The sequence below is a fragment of the Denitratisoma oestradiolicum genome, from assembly GCF_902813185.1.
Classification (GTDB): Bacteria; Pseudomonadota; Gammaproteobacteria; order Burkholderiales; family Rhodocyclaceae; genus Denitratisoma; species Denitratisoma oestradiolicum.
The window spans coordinates 2,805,614-2,827,204 of record NZ_LR778301.1 but is presented as its reverse complement, the minus strand read 5'-3'; the positions used below and the strand labels follow the sequence as shown (position 1 = coordinate 2,827,204).

General features: G+C 57.0%; 17 protein-coding genes and 3 pseudogenes. 9 read left to right on the top strand and 11 right to left on the bottom strand.

Going from position 1 to position 21,591, the window contains the following annotated elements; genetic code table 11:
• Positions 1-386: 386 nt before the first annotated feature.
• On the top strand, positions 387-2,633 hold the full coding sequence (locus DENOEST_RS12790; protein ID WP_183148253.1) for a TonB-dependent receptor: 2,247 nt from the start codon (positions 387-389) through the stop codon (positions 2,631-2,633).
• A gap of 98 nt (positions 2,634-2,731) precedes the next feature.
• Here DENOEST_RS12790 and DENOEST_RS12785 read toward each other — a convergent pair.
• Positions 2,732-2,941, bottom strand: a pseudogene (locus DENOEST_RS12785) (IS3 family transposase); the annotation flags it as partial.
• 176 nt (positions 2,942-3,117) lie between these two features.
• Between DENOEST_RS12785 and DENOEST_RS12780 the strand changes: the two are divergent.
• The 3 genes from DENOEST_RS12780 to DENOEST_RS12770 all read left to right on the top strand — a co-directional run bounded on the left by DENOEST_RS12780 (position 3,118) and on the right by DENOEST_RS12770 (position 7,944).
• The gene (locus DENOEST_RS12780; RefSeq protein WP_145772421.1) at positions 3,118-4,782 is read left to right on the top strand and encodes a thiamine pyrophosphate-requiring protein; all 1,665 of its coding nucleotides are present in this window, start codon (positions 3,118-3,120) and stop codon (positions 4,780-4,782) included.
• A 398-nt stretch (positions 4,783-5,180) separates the two neighbouring features.
• Positions 5,181-6,362: an alpha-hydroxy acid oxidase gene (locus DENOEST_RS12775; protein ID WP_170228325.1), complete on the top strand. Its 1,182-nt coding sequence runs from the start codon at positions 5,181-5,183 to the stop codon at positions 6,360-6,362.
• 283 nt (positions 6,363-6,645) lie between these two features.
• The gene (locus tag DENOEST_RS12770; RefSeq protein ID WP_145772423.1) at positions 6,646-7,944 is read left to right on the top strand and encodes an MFS transporter; all 1,299 of its coding nucleotides are present in this window, start codon (positions 6,646-6,648) and stop codon (positions 7,942-7,944) included.
• A gap of 74 nt (positions 7,945-8,018) precedes the next feature.
• Here DENOEST_RS12770 and tnpA (DENOEST_RS12765) read toward each other — a convergent pair.
• Positions 8,019-8,427 (bottom strand): annotated as a pseudogene (gene tnpA / locus DENOEST_RS12765) (IS200/IS605 family transposase).
• 279 nt (positions 8,428-8,706) lie between these two features.
• On the opposite strand from tnpA (DENOEST_RS12765), the gene DENOEST_RS12760 reads away from it, so the two are divergent.
• A complete protein-coding gene (locus tag DENOEST_RS12760) occupies positions 8,707-10,953 on the top strand; it encodes a TonB-dependent receptor (protein ID WP_183148252.1) in 2,247 nt (748 codons plus the stop codon).
• 54 nt (positions 10,954-11,007) lie between these two features.
• On the opposite strand, the gene DENOEST_RS12755 is transcribed toward DENOEST_RS12760, so the two are convergent.
• Positions 11,008-11,955, bottom strand: coding sequence for an IS1595 family transposase (locus tag DENOEST_RS12755; RefSeq protein WP_183148251.1), 948 nt, complete (start codon positions 11,953-11,955; stop codon positions 11,008-11,010).
• Between the two features lie 241 nt (positions 11,956-12,196).
• Between DENOEST_RS12755 and DENOEST_RS12750 the strand changes: the two genes are divergently transcribed.
• Entirely contained in the window at positions 12,197-14,176 is a 1,980-nt protein-coding gene (locus tag DENOEST_RS12750; RefSeq protein WP_145772413.1) for a pyrroloquinoline quinone-dependent dehydrogenase, read from the top strand.
• Positions 14,177-14,184: 8 nt separating this feature from the next.
• The gene (locus DENOEST_RS12745; RefSeq protein WP_145772412.1) at positions 14,185-14,616 is read left to right on the top strand and encodes a c-type cytochrome; all 432 of its coding nucleotides are present in this window, start codon (positions 14,185-14,187) and stop codon (positions 14,614-14,616) included.
• Between the two features lie 4 nt (positions 14,617-14,620).
• Here the strand turns inward: DENOEST_RS12745 and tnpA (DENOEST_RS12740) are convergent.
• A pseudogene (tnpA, locus tag DENOEST_RS12740) lies at positions 14,621-14,934 on the bottom strand (IS200/IS605 family transposase); the annotation flags it as partial.
• 204 nt (positions 14,935-15,138) lie between these two features.
• A complete protein-coding gene (locus DENOEST_RS12735; protein WP_145772411.1) occupies positions 15,139-15,951 on the bottom strand; it encodes a hypothetical protein in 813 nt (270 codons plus the stop codon).
• Positions 15,952-16,076: 125 nt separating this feature from the next.
• On the opposite strand from DENOEST_RS12735, the gene DENOEST_RS12730 reads away from it, so the two are divergent.
• Together DENOEST_RS12730 and DENOEST_RS12725 are read left to right on the top strand one after the other, a co-directional pair.
• The gene (locus tag DENOEST_RS12730; protein ID WP_170228324.1) at positions 16,077-16,274 is read left to right on the top strand and encodes a helix-turn-helix domain-containing protein; all 198 of its coding nucleotides are present in this window, start codon (positions 16,077-16,079) and stop codon (positions 16,272-16,274) included.
• A 171-nt stretch (positions 16,275-16,445) separates the two neighbouring features.
• Complete coding sequence (locus DENOEST_RS12725) at positions 16,446-16,880, top strand: HU family DNA-binding protein (RefSeq protein WP_145772409.1); 435 nt, start codon at positions 16,446-16,448, stop codon at positions 16,878-16,880.
• Positions 16,881-17,249: 369 nt separating this feature from the next.
• Here the strand turns inward: DENOEST_RS12725 and DENOEST_RS12720 are convergent, their stop codons facing one another.
• The 6 genes from DENOEST_RS12720 to DENOEST_RS12695 are packed head-to-tail and all read right to left on the bottom strand — an operon-like array spanning position 17,250 to position 21,489.
• The gene (locus DENOEST_RS12720; protein WP_145772408.1) at positions 17,250-17,900 is read right to left on the bottom strand and encodes a hypothetical protein; all 651 of its coding nucleotides are present in this window, start codon (positions 17,898-17,900) and stop codon (positions 17,250-17,252) included.
• Positions 17,897-18,223: a LysE family translocator gene (locus DENOEST_RS12715; protein WP_145772407.1), complete on the bottom strand. Its 327-nt coding sequence runs from the start codon at positions 18,221-18,223 to the stop codon at positions 17,897-17,899. The genes DENOEST_RS12720 and DENOEST_RS12715 overlap by 4 nt, the downstream gene beginning before the upstream one ends.
• A complete protein-coding gene (locus DENOEST_RS12710; protein WP_145772406.1) occupies positions 18,220-18,483 on the bottom strand; it encodes a hypothetical protein in 264 nt (87 codons plus the stop codon). Before DENOEST_RS12710 ends, DENOEST_RS12715 begins: the two co-directional genes overlap by 4 nt.
• Positions 18,480-20,669, bottom strand: a complete 2,190-nt coding sequence (locus DENOEST_RS12705; RefSeq protein WP_145772443.1) for an ATP-binding protein — start codon at positions 20,667-20,669, stop codon at positions 18,480-18,482. The genes DENOEST_RS12710 and DENOEST_RS12705 overlap by 4 nt, the downstream gene beginning before the upstream one ends.
• On the bottom strand, positions 20,666-21,154 hold the full coding sequence (locus tag DENOEST_RS12700; RefSeq protein ID WP_145772442.1) for a hypothetical protein: 489 nt from the start codon (positions 21,152-21,154) through the stop codon (positions 20,666-20,668). The genes DENOEST_RS12705 and DENOEST_RS12700 overlap by 4 nt, the downstream gene beginning before the upstream one ends.
• 11 nt (positions 21,155-21,165) lie before the next feature.
• A complete protein-coding gene (locus DENOEST_RS12695) occupies positions 21,166-21,489 on the bottom strand; it encodes a hypothetical protein (RefSeq protein WP_145772391.1) in 324 nt (107 codons plus the stop codon).
• Between the last annotated feature and the right edge of the window lie 102 nt (positions 21,490-21,591).

Here is a 21,591-nt window from a genome sequence, read left to right as displayed (position 1 = left end):
CAACCTTGGTGGAGGCTGCAGAGTCAGTGGTAATGGAGTTTGCGATTCCAGCACAATTGTTGGGAAATGCATTGCTTGAGTTTTCCAAGCAATCCGGCATCCAAGTAATTATTGCTGTCGATCTTGGTAAGGGTGATGAGAGTCCTGCGATCAAAGGTAGTATGACAAGAGAGAGTGCGCTTGACGTCTTGCTCAAGGGGCGAAATCTTGAGTACTTGTTTACAGGTTCGTCGACCGTAACGATCCGTACAAAGGTAGCAATTCCTCACGATGTCATTCGTGCGGATAGACAAGGTAAATTACTAAATACCTCTTTAGATTCTGGTAGTACGGTACTAGAGGAGGTCGTCGTCACTGCGCAGAAGCGGCAGGAGCGGTTGCAGGATGTGCCCATTTCGATTACTGCGATTTCCGGTGCCCAGTTGGAGAACCGGGGCATCGAGGGGGGGGCGAGCCTGAGCGGCCTGGCACCCAATCTCAAGATCAGCAAATCTCCTAGCAACAGCCTGATTTCCCAGGTCTCCATCCGCGGCAGCGTCACCACCCAGGTAGCCATCTACATGGATCCGGCGGTCGGTATGTATGTGGACGGGGTCTATATCACCAAGGCAGCGGGCAGCCTGTTCGAATTGTTGGACCTGGAGCGGGTTGAAGTCCTGCGGGGGCCGCAGGGGACGCTGTTCGGCCGCAACACCATGGCTGGCGCCGTTAGCTTCGTCACGCGCAGGCCTTCCGGAGAGTGGAGTGGCTCCGTTTCTGTCGATGTCGGCAACTTCAATCGCCATGTGGAAAGGGTCTTCCTCGATTTGCCCAAGATGGGTATTGCCAGTATCAGTCTGGGCTTTCGCAACGAGCAGGCGGATGGCTGGATGAAGAATCTCACGGGCCCTGCGCAAGGCGGCACCGATCGCCAGGCCTGGCGTCTGGCGGCCAACTTCGATGTCAGCCGCGATCTGAAGGTAGATTACACGTTTGATCACACCAAGGTCGACGAAGGTCTATATCCAACGACCCTGTTTTCCCTCAGCGGCAGCGGTAGCCCCGGGCTACCAGGGATAAACACGCTATCCGCGTACGGCCAGTATTTCTCCAATATTCCTGTGCCGTCCTTTGCCGCCATGGGCAACCGCATCATTGGCTACGCCGCGACCATGGCCGGTTATGTGCCCGGCAGTGAGCGGCCAAGTTCGGTCAGCACCGATCCGGGCGCCGACCTCTACCAGCGGCTCAAGGTGGATGGCCACGCCCTCACGGTGACTTATGACCTGAACGCCAATAACACCCTCAAGTACATCGGCTCTGCCCGCAAGATGACGTTTGCCGATAGCAGCGACCTGGACGGCACACCGGCCAATCTGGCCCTGTCTCACAGGGATACCGAGGTCCGTTCCTACTCCCAAGAATTCCAGTGGATCGGCAAGACCGATCGCTTTAACTATGTGGCGGGCCTCTACCAGTTCAGGGAGGATGGCACGACCATTAGCGGCCAACATATCGACATCACCCCGCCACCGGCCGGCGAAAAGTTCGTGGGTTACCGCCCCACGGCGAATGCCAAGGCCTTATACGGCCAGATCGACTACAAGGCCAACGACGCCCTGACCCTGACTGCGGGCCTGCGGCGCACCAGTGAAGACAAGACCATCGATGTCAATCAGTGGGCCACCGCGGGTTATCTGGGGCCTTTCTTGTCCTCGATTCTGCCGGTGGCGCCTGGCGTCACAGGAGTTCAGCCCTGGGTTCATGCTGATGCCACCTTCAGTGGTACGACCCCATCGTTGGCTGCCGCCTACAAGGTCAATGAGGGCCTGAATTTCTATGCCCGTTTCGCCAAGGGCTTCAAGAGCGGCGGATTCTCCGGCGAAGTGCCGAGTGCGGTGGGCGTCATGACACCTTTCGGTCCGGAGAAGTCCGCCACCTTCGAGGTGGGCGTCAAGACCACCTTCGCCGATGGTCGCGCCCAGTTGAACGCATCTTTGTTCCAGAACAAGATCACCGACATGCAGTTCACCAGGACGCTGGCCGGGACCACGGCCTCCGTGATAGTCAATGCGGGCAAAGCCACCCAGGAAGGGCTGGAATTGGAAGGGGCGTTCATACTCGCCGATGGCTGGAAGCTGCAGGGCAGCTACGGCTATCTGCACGCCAAGATCGACGAATACATGGACTTCCCGCGCAATGCTGCCACGGCGGCGTTGGCTGGGGTCAGCACGACGACCCTGATCAATACTGCGGGCAACCGGGTCATGCCTTATGCCCCCAGGCACACCCTGAATCTGAATCTGGATGGGCGCCTAGCGCAGACTCCCTGGGGAACCCTGCGGGGGCTCGTCGATTACACTTACAACGCGGCCTACTACATCTTTGCGAGCAACAAATCCGCCACCGTGGCTAACGCGGGTAACGGCCTGCTGGCAGAGTTCGACAAGGTGCCGGCTCTGGGGCTGATCAATGCCCGGTTGATGTTGACGAAAATTCCTCTCGGCGGGCCGGGTCAGACAGACGCCTCATTCTGGGTGCGCAACCTCGCCGACTCGAAGAAGATGGTCAATCTCATCGACTTCGCCTTCTTCCGGAATGCCGCCTGGACTCCCCCGCGTACCTTTGGCGTTTCCCTCAGCTACAAGTGGTAACAGGCCTTTTGTCACATCCCAACTGCTGACAAAACGCTAACACGTGAAGTTGCCCATCCCGCCGAACATGGCCAGTTTATCGAAAAATCCTGGCATTACCGGATGATCCGGGCCGACGGCAGGGAGAAGTCGATTTCCATGCCCAGGGCTTCCCGGTTGAAGTCGTCAATGACATTGAACAACCGGAAGTTCCGGCCATCTGCCAACTGATCGTGCATGAAATCCATCGACCAAACAGCGTTGATGGTCACAGGTACCACGAGCGGTTCCGGCTTCTTCCTTTGCAGACGCTTTTTGGGTTTGATGGTTACCAAAATTCTTTGTTCATTCGTCTTTAGGAGTGCAAGGCAGAAAATTTCATAGAGATCCACAAAGGGGAAAACCAAAAATGATGAAAAACAGGGAATTTAATAAGACCACGATCAGCATGGCGCTAAACACTTTGTATTTCCTCAGTGGCAGCGGCATCTAGGAGACAAAGATTATGAAAGTTGGAGCGGCTATAGCTGAAATTTTGCGTCGAGAAGGTATCTCCTCAATCTGCGCATACCCTTTAAATTTTATTACGGAGTTTGCTGCCGATATCGACATCCGCACGGTGATTACGCGCGCAGAACGTATTGCCGGTCACATGGCAGACGCGGTATCTAGGGTAACCAGTGGTCAAACCATAGGTGTCTACGCCACGCAGCACGGACCTGGGATCGAGAATGGCTTCGGCGCGGTGGCTCAGGCTTATGGTGAATCGGTGCCGCTGCTAGTGATTCCGATGGGCTATGACCGCAAAAATTTGAATGTTGAACCAAACTTTAGTGCAGTAGCAAGCTTGCGCACTGTCGCAAAGTCGGTCGAGTCAGTCGGTTCCGGCGCCGAGCTGCCAAACATAATGCGTCGTGCGTTCTCACAGTTACGTAATGGCAGAGGCGGGCCTGTAGTGGTTGAAGTGCCTATCGACATGTGGGGCGAGGAGGTGCACGAGCCGTTGGACTATCAGCCGGTGGTCACTACACGCTGGGGACCGGACCCGGTGGATGTCGAGAAGGCAGCCAATTTGCTGGTGGATGCGCGCCGCCCAGTGCTGTATGTCGGACAGGGCGTGCATTATTCACGCGCGTGGTCGCAACTGAAGCGTCTGGCGGAGCATCTTGGTGTGCCGGTGATGACCAGCCTGTCGGGTAAGAGCAGTTTCCCCGAGGACCATCCGCTGGCACTGGGTTCTGGTGGCTTTGCGGTGCCGGGTACTGTACCGCATTTTCTAGACGCTAGCGACCTGATTTTCGGCATCGGTTGCAGTTTCACCGAAAGTGCCTTCGCCACAGCGATGCCCAAGGGCAAGACGATCATCCATTCGACCCTGGATCCAAAGCATATCGACAAGGACCAACGCGTTAACCTTGCGCTGGTCGGCGACGCCATGCTGACTCTGGAGGCGTTGATCGCGGCGGTGCAGAAACGTGTGCCACAGCAACGCTCGTGGTCGCCGATACAAGAAGAGATCGCCTCAGTGCGCCAGCGCTGGCTGGCTGAGTGGATGCCCAAGCTGACCTCGAACGAAAACCCGATCAACCCGTACCGGGTGATTGCCGAGCTGCAGCACATCGTTGATCCCAAGAATACGGTAATCACTCACGATGCGGGCACACCACGCGACGTGCTGTCGCCATTCTGGGTCTCCACCGAGCCGCTCAGCTACATCGGATGGGGGAAGACCACCCAGCTTGGTTACGGACTTGGCCTCGCACTCGGTGCCAAACTCGCGCAACCCGAGAAACTTTGCATCAACGTCTGGGGGGACGCATCTATTGGCTTTACCGGTATGGACTTCGAAACCGCAGTGAGGGAAAAGCTGCCCATCCTCTCGATTCTGTTCAATAACTTTTCGATGGCGATGGAACTTGCTCAGATGGGAGTATCGACGAAGAAGTACCGCTCCACCGACATCTCCGGCAACTATGCTGACCTGGCGCGCGCTTTAGGGGGCTATGGCGAGCGCATTACAGAGCCCGGCGAGATTGTGGCCGCGATCAAGCGCGGCATAGAGCAGACGCGCAAGGGAATGCCGGCGCTACTTGAATTTATTACCTGTCAAGAGGTCAAGATGTCCCGGGCACCCGGGGTGCATTACGTACTTCCGGTACCGAAAGGATAAAGAAAGATTTGTGTCGATTCATCGCTCGGATAATGTCACTTGGGTCATGTCCTTCTTTAGTCACTAATCGTTCAAGTCATGACAAATCGTGAGAAGAGTTTCGAGCGAAGCGAGCCAATACAGTCACCTCCCCCGCGAGGGGGAGGAAGGGAGGGGCGGGCCTGTGTCGATTTTCCGGCCAGGCGCCATGACTCTCCATCGAAGCCTCCCTTATTTGGTTCCGGCTTGGCCGGCTTAGGAAGGATGGCAATCTGATAACGTTTGTTTGGGTAATGTATGTATAAGTCATTATTTGTCAATTCGATTTGGAGGTCGAGTAGTTCGAGTGCCATCTCATCTCGCCCACTTAACCCGTTAATCACAGTTTCCCTTCGAATTTAATCTCGCGAGAATATCTTGTGAATGTGAATGAAGCAGTCAATATTGAGGATCTTAGGCAGCTTGCCGCGCGTTGGGTTCCTCGCGGGATCTTCGACTTTGTCGAAGGGGGGGTCGAGGACGAGATCGGACTGGCGAATAACCAGCAGGTGTTTCGCCGGTGCAGACTTGTTCCAAGGTATCTGGTGGATACTTCGCACCATACCCAGACGACCACCCTATTCGGCCGTCAATTCTCTGCACCATTCGGTATCGCACCGATGGGACTTTGCGGGCTGTTCCGCCCCGGCGCGGACATCTTCCTCGCATCTGCCGCACGCGGGGCTGGGATTCCGTATGTGATGTCGAATATGAGCTCCGCATCCATCGAAGAGGGCGTCACCGCCGGAGGTGATTGCACCTTCTTCCAGTTATACGCAGCCAAGGATCCGAGCATTACTTTGACGAATCTAAAGAGGGTGGCGGATCTTGGTGTGCAGACTTTGATGTATGCGGTCGACACACCGGTCGTGGCGAAAAGGGAGAGGCTGCTGAGGAGTGGATTCGAAATGGGTAAGCGTCCTACGCTGCCTTATCTGCTAGAAGCGCTGCGTCACCCGGGATGGATCTACGAGTACTTCAGGAGCGGGGGTATGCCCAAGTTAAAGAACTGGTTGCTACCCGAGGAGACTGCGCGAACGTCGATGCTGGAAATACTGCAAAGGTTCTCCAAAGAATTTGCGTACCGCAGTCAGACTTGGAAGGACCTCGAACTGGTGCGCCGACACTGGCCCGGCAATCTGCTGGTGAAGGGTATACTTCACCCAGGCGACGCGATGCGCTCGGTCGAGATGGGTGCAGACGGTATCGTCGTCTCGAATCACGGCGGACGCCAGCTCGACCTTGCCCCGTCTCCCCTTGAGATGCTCCCGCTTGTTCGGGCATCCGTTTCACCGGGCATTCCGGTGATGCTGGACAGCGGTATCCGTCGGGGTTCAGATATTGTCTGTGCGATTAGCCTGGGAGCAAGCTTCGTGTTTGTGGGACGCGCGGCTTTATACGGCGCGATCGCGGGAAAGCAGCGCGGCGCAGCACGTGCGATCGATATCCTGCGCAACGAGATTGATCAGCAGATGGGGCAACTAGGGTGTGCGAGCATCGAGGATCTCGGCCCCCACCTATTTATGGATCGGGTGCTCCAGTTCGTTGCCGACTCGCGATGAAATTTTCTCTTACATCAATCGCATCCTGGTGCGGCAACAGGTTGCTTCGCACCGATGGGGCACAGTGGTTATGCGCGTCTTTGGGTTGCTTGAGCGCGACCCGGATTCCGGTGGCAGGTTGTAGATTTGTCAAGTCGAAGGCTTCCCCCTGTAGAGAAATTTTCGCAAACACATTGCACATTGCGCGAGCCAGTGGCGGAAGGGCTCATCGCACCGAAGACAGTATTGGAATAGTCACCCCTTCTCCATCGCTCCCGGCCGAACCGATTTTCGGAGGTGGCAGATGAAACAACAGTTCTATGGGTGGAAGTTACTTGCTGTGTTATGGATTCTATTGTTGCTTATTACTGGATTTGCATACTTCGGTGGCAACATCATGAATGCCTATATGGCTTCCGAGATGCAACTGGATAGAAAGTCGCTCGGTCTCGCTTTTGGGGTGTTCTCGCTTTGTATTGGCCTGAGCGCACCGCTCGGGGGGTTCTGCGTAAATAGGTGGGGGGGCCGAGCGACCCTCTCTGCGGGTGCCCTGATGGTAACGCTCGCGGCATTAGCTATGGCTACGCTGGTCAGTACCATGGTCGGCGTAGTGATCGCGTATGGATTGGTAATGGGTGTCGGCGTCACACTGGGTACCGCACTCCCTGCTCAGACCGTGATCGCCTTTTGGTTCCGGAAGAAGCTTGCCATGGTGAGCGCAATTTTGTCGACTGGAGCAGTGATAGGTGGGTCTGTCTCAGCACCAATTCTTGACAAGATTATCGTGGCCTTCGATGGCAACTGGCGGGCAGGATGGTTTCTAGTGGCTGCCCTCAGCGCTGTTTCTTTCTGCTGCGCGATACTGTTCGTTAGGAACAATCCCTCTGATATTGGTCAGGTTCAGGATGGTGTTGTGAAGGACTCTCCGTCCGATGCAACGGCTAGTTTGCAGTCAGCTTCGGGCGTGTACAAGACCACAGATAATTGGAGTGTCGGAGAGGCAGTTCGACATCAAACTTTGTGGTTGATGATTCTGGGTACTCTTTGCTTCATGGGTGGATACACATTAATACTCTCGCATAGCATCGTACACTTCAAAGACCTTGGACATTCCGCTGGGACGGCGGCAATGTTCATGAGCATCCTGCCTATTTCCGGTCTTCTTGGCAAGGTAGTAACCGGGACCCTGGGCGATCGCATAGAACCGAGGTTCATATGGGGTGCATCCATGGTCTGCATGGCAATTGGTATGGCGATTGGAGTCAAGGCAACAACCAATATCGAGCTGTACGCCACTGCAATCCTGTTGGGCGCAGGAAATGCAGCCGCCTATGTTTGTATGATCACGCTGCTTGCCAACTACTATGGCCAGACCTCCTATGCTTCGTTAATGGGAGTGGTATTTGTGTTCCTTACGCTGGTTGCGTCTACAGTGCCCATTCTGGGCGGTATGGTTTTCGATCATTTTGGCAGCTACGCACTGGCATTTTATCCAGCAGCCGCAATTTGCTTTCTGGGCGGCCTGGTGATGCCGTTTGTGAAGTTCCCTGTGCGTGCATTAAGTAACAATCCCCCGGCAAAGCCGAGGGCCTTCATTATGTGAGCCGCTCAAAGCGGCTATGCGAGGCCGCTAACGCGGCCCCGGGTTCTTGGCGCCATCGACTGGCGCCCCATCGATCATACGAGATTGAGCTGGTTCAACCGCTCGTCCTCCTTCTCTTGGTCTCGGATATACCTCCGAATCACCTCTTCATCTCGCCCAACCGTCGATACAAAATACCCTCTCGCCCAAAAGTGCTGACCAACAAAGTTGCGCTTACGCTCCCCATACACTCGAGTTATGTGGATCGCACTCTTTCCTTTTATGTATCCCACCACCTGCGACATCGCATACTTCGGCGGTATCGCAATCAGCATGTGCACATGGTCTGCCATCAGGTGCCCCTCCAAAATCTGGCACTCCTTGCGCTGCGCCAACTGCCGAAACGTCTTCCCAAGGTGGGCACGCAACTTCGCGTACAACGTCTTCCTCCGGGGCCTTAATTTCAGGGGGGATTGCCAAGCATTCCCAACATTTTTTGTTCATTCGTCTTTAGGTATACAAGGCAGAACATTTCATGGGGAAATACAAATGGGAGATCTAGAAATGACGCAAAACAGGAAATTCGAAAGGACCACTATCAGCGTGGTGCTAAGCACTTTGTTTTCACTTCCTATCTTTTTTGGTGCCGAGTCTGCGCGGGCGGCCGAAGTCAGCCCGGCGGTCAACGCACCTCATTCTTCTAATCCCTCATCAGGTGCTGGCAGCGCGGTACTAGAGGAGGTCGTCGTCACTGCGCAGAAGCGGCAGGAGCGGTTGCAGGATGTGCCCATTTCGATTACTGCGATTTCCGGTGCCCAGTTGGAGAACCGGGGCATCGAGGGGGGGGCGGACCTGAGCGGCCTGGCACCCAATCTCAAGATCAGCAAATCTCCTAGCAACAGCCTGATTTCCCAGGTCTCCATCCGCGGCAGCATCACCACCCAGGTAGCCATCTACATGGATCCGGCGGTCGGTATGTATGTGGACGGGGTCTATATCACCAAGGCAGCGGGCAGCCTGTTCGAATTGTTGGACCTGGAGCGGGTTGAAGTCCTGCGGGGGCCGCAGGGGACGCTGTTCGGCCGCAACACCATGGCTGGCGCCGTTAGCTTCGTCACGCGCAGGCCTTCCGGAGAGTGGAGTGGCTCCGTTTCTGTCGATGTCGGCAACTTCAATCGCCATGTGGAAAGGGTCTTCCTCGATTTGCCCAAGATGGGTATTGCCAGTATCAGTCTGGGCTTTCGCAACGAGCAGGCGGATGGCTGGATGAAGAATCTCACGGGCCCTGCGCAAGGCGGCACCGATCGCCAGGCCTGGCGTCTGGCGGCCAACTTCGATGTCAGCCGCGATCTGAAGGTAGATTACACGTTTGATCACACCAAGGTCGACGAAGGTCTATATCCAACGACCCTGTTTTCCCTCAGCGGCAGCGGTAGCCCCGGGCTACCAGGGATAAACACGCTATCCGCGTACGGCCAGTATTTCTCCAATATTCCTGTGCCGTCCTTTGCCGCCATGGGCAACCGCATCATTGGCTACGCCGCGACCATGGCCGGTTATGTGCCCGGCAGTGAGCGGCCAAGTTCGGTCAGCACCGATCCGGGCGCCGACCTCTACCAGCGGCTCAAGGTGGATGGCCACGCCCTCACGGTGACTTATGACCTGAACGCCAATAACACCCTCAAGTACATCGGCTCTGCCCGCAAGATGACGTTTGCCGATAGCAGCGACCTGGACGGCACACCGGCCAATCTGGCCCTGTCTCACAGGGATACCGAGGTCCGTTCCTACTCCCAAGAATTCCAGTGGATCGGCAAGACCGATCGCTTTAACTATGTGGCGGGCCTCTACCAGTTCAGGGAGGATGGCACGACCATTAGCGGCCAACATATCGACATCACCCCGCCACCGGCCGGCGAAAAGTTCGTGGGTTACCGCCCCACGGCGAATGCCAAGGCCTTATACGGCCAGATCGACTACAAGGCCAACGACGCCCTGACCCTGACTGCGGGCCTGCGGCGCACCAGTGAAGACAAGACCATCGATGTCAATCAGTGGGCCACCGCGGGTTATCTGGGGCCTTTCTTGTCCTCGATTCTGCCGGTGGCGCCTGGCGTCACAGGAGTTCAGCCCTGGGTTCATGCTGATGCCACCTTCAGTGGTACGACCCCATCGTTGGCTGCCGCCTACAAGGTCAATGAGGGCCTGAATTTCTATGCCCGTTTCGCCAAGGGCTTCAAGAGCGGCGGATTCTCCGGCGAAGTGCCGAGTGCGGTGGGCGTCATGACACCTTTCGGTCCGGAGAAGTCCGCCACCTTCGAGGTGGGCGTCAAGACCACCTTCGCCGATGGTCGCGCCCAGTTGAACGCATCTTTGTTCCAGAACAAGATCACCGACATGCAGTTCACCAGGACGCTGGCCGGGACCACGGCCTCCGTGATAGTCAATGCGGGCAAAGCCACCCAGGAAGGGCTGGAATTGGAAGGGGCGTTCATACTCGCCGATGGCTGGAAGCTGCAGGGCAGCTACGGCTATCTGCACGCCAAGATCGACGAATACATGGACTTCCCGCGCAATGCTGCCACGGCGGCGTTGGCTGGGGTCAGCACGACGACCCTGATCAATACTGCGGGCAACCGGGTCATGCCTTATGCCCCCAGGCACACCCTGAATCTGAATCTGGATGGGCGCCTAGCGCAGACTCCCTGGGGAACCCTGCGGGGGCTCGTCGATTACACTTACAACGCGGCCTACTACATCTTTGCGAGCAACAAATCCGCCACCGTGGCTAACGCGGGTAACGGCCTGCTGGCAGAGTTCGACAAGGTGCCGGCTCTGGGGCTGATCAATGCCCGGTTGATGTTGACGAAAATTCCTCTCGGCGGGCCGGGTCAGACAGACGCCTCATTCTGGGTGCGCAACCTCGCCGACTCGAAGAAGATGGTCAATCTCATCGACTTCGCCTTCTTCCGGAATGCCGCCTGGACTCCCCCGCGTACCTTTGGCGTTTCCCTCAGCTACAAGTGGTAACAGGCTTTTTTTTTGAGTTCGCGCGGAGCAGGCCCTCGGCTTCGCGCCTTCTGATTACCGATGAGTCTCAGCCAACCTAATCGCGCTTTCATTGTGCGGCAGCATCCTGGCGCAATCACTGATGAGGCTCACGACGATGGTTCGGAGATCGAATCGGCGGTTGAAGCGGTAGGCGTATTCGGCGAAATAGCGCTTGGCGTATTTGGCGAAGCGGAAGGCATGATAGGTTCCCGACAGAGCGGTCTTGAAATTCGAGATCAAGGTATTCACCCAGCGGAACTTTGGATGCTGGGCCGCCTGCTTGCCGGAGCCGACCACGATGGCCTCGTGTGTCTCGACCGAATTCGCCAGTACCGAGAAACTCGGCAAGCCATCCGACAACGCGTGGGTGGTCGGCGCCAGCGTCTTGCTGGCCCAGGCGTCGATCCGCTCGTGAGTGAAAGGCATGGGGTCGAAACGGACGAAAAGAGGCCGACCATCGGCGGTCGTTTCCACCGCCGCCACGAACGGTACCTTATTCTCGGAACCCCGGCCCACCTTGCCGGCACGGGCACCGCCAAGATAAGCGTCGTCGATCTCGACACGAACATCCAGCGCCCGACCGGCCTCGGCATCGCCCATCACCGCCATCAGCTTGTGCTTGAGCAGCCAAGCAGTGTCGTAGCTGACGCCGAGGTGGCGCTTCAACGACAGCGCCGAGATGTTGTTCTTGGACTGGGTCATGAAGAACATGGCCAGGAACCATTTGGTCAAGGGCAGCTTGGTGTTCTCGAAGATCGTTCCGGCGGTGACGCTCACTTGGTGGCGGCAGCGATGGCATTGCCACAGCCTTTTTCCACCTCTCTCAAAACGGGAGTGCCGGGTGTCCCGGCAGCACGGACAGACGAATCCCGAGGGCCAACGCTGTTCGACCAGCGCCGTCTCGCATTTCGCCTCCGTTCCGTACAGTTCCATAAACTCGGCCATCGACAGCCCTTGTTGAAATTGCACCCGATTTTTCATGGCAGACCTCCGTCTCAATGTCTGCACTATTTTCAAACCCTTACTAGCTCACTACGTGAGCCGGCTGAGACTTGTCGGTAATCAGATCGCGCCTTGATATGACGGCAGTCCAAAATGAAAGTGAAAACCTAACATGAAATAAGCTATTTCCTTCCCGACGCAAATTTCAGGTGCTGTTGGTGACCGGCCAAAGCGAGAAAAAAGAGTAATCCGAATTAAGTGGAGTTGGAAGGATAGATTGATGTCGTGCGCGAAACAGGTATGGACCGGATTAGCGTTAGGTTTGGTGTTTGCTGATTTTTTGTCGGCCACGTCGCTTGATGCGGCCGAACCGACAGCCCAGCAAAGTGCGCCAGTCGATGAGTGGCACTATTACGGTAGAGATCCAGCCAGCACAAAATATTCATCGCTGGACCTCATCAATCGCGACAACGTCAAAAACCTCAAGATCGCGTGGCGCTGGAAGAGTGAGAACTTCGGCACTCGGCCTGAATACAACATGGAAGAGACGCCGTTGATGGTCGACGGCGTTCTCTATTTCATGGCAGGCACGCGGCGGACAGCGGTTGCTGTCGACGCTCAGACCGGCGAAACACTTTGGATGTATCGGCTTGACGAAGGTGCACGTGGGCGGGTCGCACCACGCCCCTATCATCGCGGTGTCGCCTACTGGACTGACGGCAAGGACGATAAGCGCATCGTTCTGATTACCGCCGGCTACCATATGGTTCAACTTAATGCGACCACTGGCCGTCCTGTTGAGCAGTTCGGGCAGGGTGGGATTGTCGACCTCTACAAGGATTTCGATCAGCCAGAACCTGAGGATGGGAAAATCGGTTCAAGCTCGCCGGCGATCATTGTCGGCGATATCATTGTCGTCGGCGGGGCAATGGGGTCGATTGCAGCATCGAAAGAAAACGTCAAATCTTACGTCCGCGGCTATAACGTCCGTACCGGCAAGCGTGAATGGATATTTCACACCATCCCGAAGCCGGGCGAGTTCGGCTACGAGACTTGGGAGAATGGGTCTGAGGTCTACACTGGCAATACTGGCGTATGGGCCATGATGTCGGCTGATCCTGAACTTGGCTACGTCTATCTACCTGTAGAAACGCCAACCAACGATTTCTATGGTGGTGATCGCCCCGGCGACAACCTGTTTGCCGAAAGCTTAGTGTGTCTTGATGCCAAGACCGGGAAACGCGTTTGGCATTTTCAATTTGTCCATCACGGCATCTGGGACTACGATATTCCGACAGCGCCGATTCTGTTGGACATCAAAGTCAAAGGCAAAAAGATCAAAGCTGTCGCGCAACTGACCAAACAGGCTTGGGTCTACGTCTTCGACCGAGTTACCGGAAAACCCGTCTGGCCGATCATTGAAAAGAAGGTTCCGCCGTCCGGTGTACCGGGCGAAAAAACCGCGCGTACGCAGCCTTACCCAACGTGGCCTGCACCGTTCGATGTGCAAGCCGTCAGCCAGGAAAATCTGATCGATTTCACACCAGTGTTGCGTAAAGAAGCGATAGAAATTATCTCCCAGTACGAATTGGGGGATATGTTTACGCCGCCGGCCCCACCGCGCAATGGTAAGAACGGCGTGCTTAAACTTCCCAGCCCATCCGGCGGTGCGAATTGGCAGGGGGGGGCGGCAGATCCTGAAACGGGCATTATATATATCGCCTCCAGCACATACTTGTTCGGTCCAAGTCCCTACCGCATCCCGGGACAGCCTGCGCCGTCGGTGGCGGTCAAAGCCATGTCGGCACCGGGCGATACTTCGCCGAAATACTTTGGCCCACAAGGATTACCGCTAATCAAACCACCATACGGGCGCATCACGGCGATCGACCTCAATACCGGTGACCATCTGTGGATGGTCGCCAACGCCGACACACCGGCGTGGATCAAAAACCATCCCGCTCTGAAGGGTGTCAATTTGCCGCGCACCGGAACGCCCGAACGCGCCGGCATCATGGTAACCAAGTCGCTGTTGTTTGCTGGCGAGGGTGCCGGTCTTTTCGCTACTCCCTCCGAATCAGGCGGTAACAAATTCCGCGCCTATGACAAGCGCACCGGCGAAATCGTCTCCGAATTTGAGCTTCCTGCCAGTCAGTCGGGGGTGCCCATGACCTATGCGATCCGTGGGCGACAATACATCGTTGTGGCTGTTGGAGGGGTGGGTAAACCCGCCGAATTGGTAGCGTTAACGACTGACTAGGATGGAAAATGCAGGTTAACCTTCACTGGCTATGTTTTTGCGTTCTTACTGTTTCTTTAACTGGCACAGGTAGTTGGGCACATGCGGCCACTTCGGTGAAGAATGGGGTCTTCAGCCAAGCCCAAGCAAAACGCGGGCAAGGGGTCATCATCGAGGCGTGTGCCAGCTGCCATTCCATCTCACTGTTGGGTGGGGAAGGTAACACCCCACCCTTGGTGGGAGATGGTTTTCAAAACAAATGGAATGGCCTAACCTTAAAAGACTTGTTTCAAAAGGCATATTCTACTATGCCGCCCGAAAGCCCAGGGCGACTGAGTAAATCAGACTATGTTGACGCTCTGGCCTTCATATTGAGCTCAAATAAGTACCCTCCGGGAGATAAGGATTTATCGTCTAATTTGGAGGCGCTGGGTCAGATCAAGATCGAGCCTTATCAATGAGTGGGAATGGGTCGCCTGTGAAGTTCTTCTGTCGCCCTCCAAACTTCCGTGCAATCTGAATCGTGCTTTTCCCCTTCAGGTACCCGACCACATTCGATACAGCGTATTTCGGCGGAATGCTGATGCAGATTGTACGTGGTCGCCTATCAGGTGCCCTTCGACGATCTTCGCTTCCTTGTGCAAAACCAATTCGTGAAACATCTCGCCCAAATGCTTCCGCAGCGCTCCGAAGACACGCTTCTTCCACCGCTTCGGTATAAACACCACGTGATATTTGCAGTCCCATCTCGTATGGCTCAGGCTCTGGTACTCTTTCATCGTGAATCTCCTTTCTCTTGGCAGAGATTAGAAATTCACGCAGACCGTCGTAAAGGTCAAACCTTGGTGAGTCCCCCGGCAAAGTCGGGGGCTTACCTCTATGAGTTAAGTAGATGCCAAATAAATTGTTGCTTGAGCCTTTGGACTCTACGATTGACGACCGGTCTCAAGGTGCGTACAGAACTGGCTACCTCTGAGCTCAGCTCAGAGCAATTTATTTTGCATTACGTTTAATGGTTCAATCTCATGCGGATGGAATAGCTCTCGTTGCATCTTGCCCTGTGCATCTGTAGTCACAAGGATGCTAAATTCGAAGCGGCGAGGTGTGTAGACCGCTTCTCGAAGCTTATGGGCAAATTTATTTGGATCGCATCCAAACTCCTCCACCTTACATTCATTAACCAGAATTTCTATTAGTTTGTGGTAGGTTCTAATCCCAGCTATTGTACCGACGATTTTAATCATGACAGGCGGCTTGCGTTGCACGGGCGGCCTGGGTCCGAATCGGCCACTGAGAATCAACTTATCATCTGGTCCTGTTTCCAGCACCATCGGCCGCCGGATGTGCTTACCCCCGATGACCGTCAGATCGGTCTGCACCTGCTCTTTCAGCCTCCATTCGGCCTCAGAATTCAGAGCTGCTGGAGAATTCAATAGAGATTCCTGCCCCATGCGCGCACTTTTCTGGATTTCCTTTTGGTAGGTTTGAGCGATAGCACGAACTTCATTGGCTCTCTCAAGCAATGCATCACCAGCGGCTCCTGGCGACGCAGAAATTGAGAGCCCCACGGGAGAGAACGGGGATGAGAGTCCCGAGAACTCTTCGATAAAAAGGGTCTCGGTCGGTATAGCTAGGGTGGAGGTAATAGCCCGTATTATCCTAATGGCATTGTTTTCAAGCTCCCGCCACTGGACACTCCCAAGAGGGCCAACCACGTACTCTCCGGCTACACGAACTGGTAAATCGTCTTTTTGGCGCAGGACCAATATGCTGCGAGGATTAGTTATTCCATCCATAATAATTCCCCTATAAATTTTTCAATTTGGATTACATACCAACTCAAGTCGGTATGACTCAAATTGGATGGAGGGGAATCTGACATATCTAGGCAATGTCATCGGTCCGAAACGCGTCGATTTTCGTGACTTTCCGGCTTAAAAAGAAAAAAGCGAAAGTTGCACAGCCGGCATTGATCCTCCAGGTCTCCACTCAGACGGTTTACAACTGGGAAGCCGGCAGTTCCTGGCCCAGTCAGGAACAGCTGACGAAGCTCGCCATTCTTAAAAAGATGGGCAAGCGCAAGGTCCAGGCGACCCTGAAGCAGTTGGCGGATCACTGAGACGGGAACGTCATTACCGGAGTTCAATTTTTCAGGAGCTGGCACGCCTGCCATTCCCATGACAAATTGAACTATGCCGTCATCCAGCCCTATTTCCCTCCATAGGCATTAAGGGGGCTCCTTACAATCCCCAGGCAGTACTTTCCATTCCATAGATTGAAGGAGCCCACCATGGCCACCAAGAAACCCGCCGCAAAACCTGCAGCCAAGCCTGCCAAGAAACCGGCCGCCAAGGCCCCTGCCAAAAAGGTCGTCGCCAAACCGGCCACCAAGGCCGCCCCCGCCGCAGTCAAACCCATCAAGACCGCCTTCAACAAGACCACCTTGACCGCCTTCCTGGCGGAAACCTCGGGGGTCGAGGCCAAGGAGGTGAAGAAGGTCATGGCCGCCCTGGAGGCCGCCGCCCTGGCATCGGTGAACAAGAAGGGCCTGGGTGAATTCCTGCTGCCTGGACTCCTCAAGGTCGTGGCCCAGAAGGTGCCCGCCAAGCCCAAGCGCAAGGGCATCAATCCCTTCACCAAGGAAGAGCAGTGGTTCGCCGCCAAGCCTGCCACCGTAAAGCTTCGGATTCGTCCCTTGAAGAAACTTAAGGACGCTGCCCTCTAGGCATCTCCGCAGGGCCGCCCGATGGGCGGCCCTTTACTCTCAGCCTTTTCTTCAGCTGTGCTGGGCAAGACTCTTACGAGTCCTTCTCTTGCCGTTCTTCCCAGTGGTGAATTCCCACAATACCCAGGACGATCAGGCCCACGACTACCGCCAGGATGCCCAGTCCCATCAGGGTTTGTTGAAGATCCATTCGATTTTTCCTTTCTCAGATCCGTAGATTCCTGCGCTTCACTGCCGGTCAGTTACCCCTGCATTGACGGCCGAAGAGTCCCTGAATGGGCTTCAGATCGGCTGTCCAGAGTCGCGATCTCCCTCGCCCCCGTTTCCGCTGGAATAGCGCTTCCTGGCTCGTCGCCCGGTCCGTCCTCCTCACCCCTCCAAATGATCCCAATTCGTCACATGGTGGGCCGAGGGCGGATTAGCAATCCCCCAGACCCGCTGCAGGCCTGCCGTCACTAACTGGGGAACCTCCAGCATGGGCGCTTCCTGGACGATTTCCTCCCCAGTGACCCCATTGACTACCCGAACCTCGGCCAGTCCCGTCTCAAAATTCCGGCTGACCTCCACCTGGAACCGTTCCCGCTTGGGCAGTGCCCGGGGCCGTTTGAGCGGAAGTCCTGAAGCCCGGGACAGAATCTCCAGCATCAGCTTGTTGGCCAGCCCCGCAAAGGGCCGTCGCAGGAACTCACAGCCCGTGGCCTCGGCCACGTAGAGCGCCACCGCCGCTGAGCGAGAAATCCCCGCCCGGCAATGCACCTTGAGGTGATGGGCTATGGGTGAGGCATGGAGTCGCTCGACGAACCCGATGACCTCCTGGCCTTGGGCATCGTCAAACAGCACCCAGTCGGCGTAATCCTGGCTATCCACATCGTGAAACGCCAGCCGCAGGATTTCGGGAAACGCTGCCAGCGGGGCCATCCCGGATTCGGGTTCGTTAATGGAAATCACCGCCGTTGCCTCCTCCACCGTCAGGGCTTCCGCCTTGCGCCGGGGAATAAAGTCCACACTCAGGATCGTCATGAGGGGTCTTCCTCCTTGTCGGGACCGGTATCCGGGTGTTTTGCTATACGATGGGGAAACGCCACTTGGAACATGACCCACCAGCCCCGAAGACATCCCACCGTCAGCCCCAGAGCCCCCAGCAGGATCAGGACTTCGCTGAGGCCCTGGGCCCAGGCTGGGCGGTGGCCGGCATAGTCCGTCGTCCCCATCAGCAGGGCCACCCCCAGGGCCATGAGAACTGCCGCCCCCAGAAACACCGGCAGCAAGACCCCACAGGCCGCCCGGAAGGGGCGTAAACCGGTTTTAAGTCCGGATTGAAATTCATCCTTCAGTGTCATCACGGTTTCTCTCCTTGTTTGTCCACGATGATTTGGCCAATGACCACCAGGCCCAGCCAGACCAGACCCATGAGGCCCGTGCCGATCCACACGCCCGTGCTTTCAGTGGCGCTGGCCAGGATCACCAGACACAGCATCACCGCGCCCCCGATGAGTCCCACCTGACCCACCAAGTTCGGAGCATGGGGTTGGGTGGTATGAGGGGCGGTAAGCTTGTCCGTGGGGGGAGCGGACACCGTGGGAACATTGCGCTGGGATTTCATGCCGCAACCTCCCCGGCTCGATAGTCCTCACTCTGCCGCTGCTTGGCCTGGACCTCCAGTTCCAGCTGATCCAGCCATTCCCGGGGAGACAGGCTCTCTCCCAGTAGCAGGCACTGACGCTTCACCGTCGCAAAATCCCCCGGGGTCAGGTTCTTCATGAGGATCAACCGCTCTTCGTAGTCCGCCTGCTGGGAGGTGCTCAAGGGTTTGTTCCTCAGGTCCGCCTCATTCAGGAACATTTCCCAGCGCTGCTCGAAATTCAGGGGCAGGAACTCCAGCTTGAAGGTAAAGCGTCGAAGGGCAGCAATGTCCAGATGGGAGTACAGGTTGGTGGCACAGATGAAGATCCCCTCGAAGCGCTCTATCTGCTGCAGGAGTTCATTGACGATGGAGACCTCCCACTGGTGCCGACTGCGGGTACGATCCGCCAGAAAGGAGTCCGCCTCGTCCAGCAGCAGGATGGCCCCTTCCTCCTCGGCCTGATCGAAGGCCTCGCTCATCCGTTTCTCCGACTCCCCCACATATTTGTCGAAGAGCTCCGAGGCCCGCTTGGTCAGGAGGGGGTAGCCCAATTCCTGGGCCAGGTGCTCGGCGAACTGGGTCTTGCCGGTACCGGGCAGGCCGTAGAGGCACAGACTCGCCTGGGGCCGTAGGCGCAGTGACTGGAGGATCTTGGCCGGACCGAACCGTCCCGCGGAATTGAGATAGTCCAGGCTGTACTGGGTGACCGGCATCCGGGCTTCATCCTTGTTCTTCCGGGCCAGGGCCTTCTGGCTGCGCTGGGCCGCCAGGAGCAGATGGCGGGCGTAGGTGCGCCGAGAACGTCCGGCAGTGATTTTTGCCAGGGACTTGGCCGAGCTCACCTGCTGTTCCGAGAGGCCTTCCAGCTTGACCAGTTCCAGCTTGGTGCGAGGGGCCACCGGCAGGGTCTCGATCAGGGACTCCACCATGACCTTCCGGTCCGCCCGGGTGCCCTTCAGGGCTTCGGCATGGAACAGGAAGCGACCCAGGGTCTCCGGATGGAGCCGGTTGGCCTCATGGCTCAGCCACAGGGTGGGGATGGGGTTCTCTCCCAGGATGCGCTGATCCAGGGGCTGGGCATCCGCAGCCTCATCCAAAAAACCCATGAAGCCGAAGACCTCCGGATAGACCCGGGTCAGCACGCTCTGAGCCTTCTCCACCACCAGGACCGTCCGTTCCGGACGCTGGGCCAGGAGGCACTGGGCCATCATCACCGCGGTGGGCCGATCCCCATCGGGAATGTCGGGGTTGAGGGTATAGGGGATGGCGCCGGAGGCCAGGATCAGGCTCCGGGCCAGGCGATGCTTGTCCCGGGCGGTCTTGCCGTAGAGCAAGGCGTTGATGCCCAGCAGACCTACCTCCCGGGGATACAGCAGGGCTTCCAGGATTTCCCGGTCCTCGGGGGGCAGTCGGGAGGTTTCTCCCGAGGTCCCCTGGGGTTCAAGGGGCTGGAGGATGCAGGTAGTGAGGGGGATGCCGGTGTTGATCAGCAGTTCTGCCCAGAACTCCGAGAGGGAAGGATGGGTCTGGGTGGTGTGGAACATCCGGGTGCCGGCCAGTCGCCCCCGGGACGAGAGGGCGGTACTGAGGGTTTTAGCATCCATCTCCAGAGTGATCTGCCAGAACTGGTTCCGATCAACCCGCTGTTCGCAGAAGAGGCGGGTGAAGAGTTGCAGGGGAGGATGGACGGTGCAGCACAGGGCGTAGCGCAGCACCTGGGTTTCTGCCGGGGAGAAGGCCATCAGGGCCGACAGGATTTCGAGTCGGCCAGTGGCGCTGTCTTCCCCGGCGTCGATTTCCTCGACCAGGGAACGACTGTAGGCTTCCAGGAAGTTCTCGCAGGTCTGGGCGTACTCGGTGGGGTCCTGTTGAAAGGTGTCATGGAGTTCCAGGCCTTCCGCCAGACTGCGGGCCAGATCGGCGGACAGGGCCATGGGGACCTGACTGCGCAGGGTCTCGATCAGTTTCAGGACCTCGTCGTGCTGGGCATAGCGGGCATTGACGGCGCTGGTGATGCGCAAGATGGACTCGGGCCATTTCACGACCCGCTGCAGGGCCGCATAGTGGGCGGCGAACAGCAGGGGTTCCCGCTGGAGGTGGCTCAAGGTCTCGGGATCAGCGCCGATGCGCAGGGGAAAGCGGGCGACATCAGGGAGGAAGGTCATATCAGCGACTCCTGAGGATGTTGGGGGTACAGGGGACGGCGTTGGACCCGGACGACGCCTGAGGGTGGGTTCAGGCGTTGGGCGACCTTGACCTGGTAGTCGATGTAGTGCTGAAGTTCCCTGGCATCGGCCAGGATCCGGGGGGGCTGGCCGCCGTACTGGAGGACCAGATGGGGGTAGGTCTCATCCAGATATTGGTAGGACTGCCAGGACACATGGGCGCCGGTCCGGTAGTCCAGAAAACTGACATTCGGCAGCATGTGGAAGTGTGGCAGGTCGTTCATCTTTTCCAGGGCATCCCCAATGTCCTTCGAAGACAGGGGCGTTTCCAGAAACTCCAGCCAGAGGGGCATCTCGGGAGGGGCTTCGGGGCGCTGGGTGGGACGACGGTGGCGATACCAGGAAAGGCCGCGATCGAAGAGCGTCCGGGCGCTAAAACCCAGGGCCAGGAGACCGAGGGCGTTCAAAAGAGTCATGTCGTTCATTTTGGTATTCCTCAGGGAAGACGGCGTTCGGCCAGGATGGCGTCGGAAGAAATCTTGATGTCCTGCAGCAGCACCCGGCTGAAGCGGTGCTCCACCGGACCGCGGTAGCTGCAGCCGGCGACATGTTTCTGGACCGGAACGGCCAGATACGTGAGTGCTTCGCAGGTTGCCGGGACGAGGATCAGTTCCGCGCGCTCTTCGATGGTTTCTAAGCTGATGACCATCAGCAGGCCCACGAGGGCCAGGGCGATGGTGACGAGGATGATGAGGCGGAAAGGCGTGACTTTCAGGGTTTTGGGCGTGGAGCCCTGAGGATTTGTCGGTAATGGATTCATGGTGAGATTTCCTTTGGATCATGGGTTTTGAGACCTTGGCATCAGTGTGGCGGGGTCAGTGGCTCATGACATGCGCCTGACCTGTCACATTGATTCCGCCAG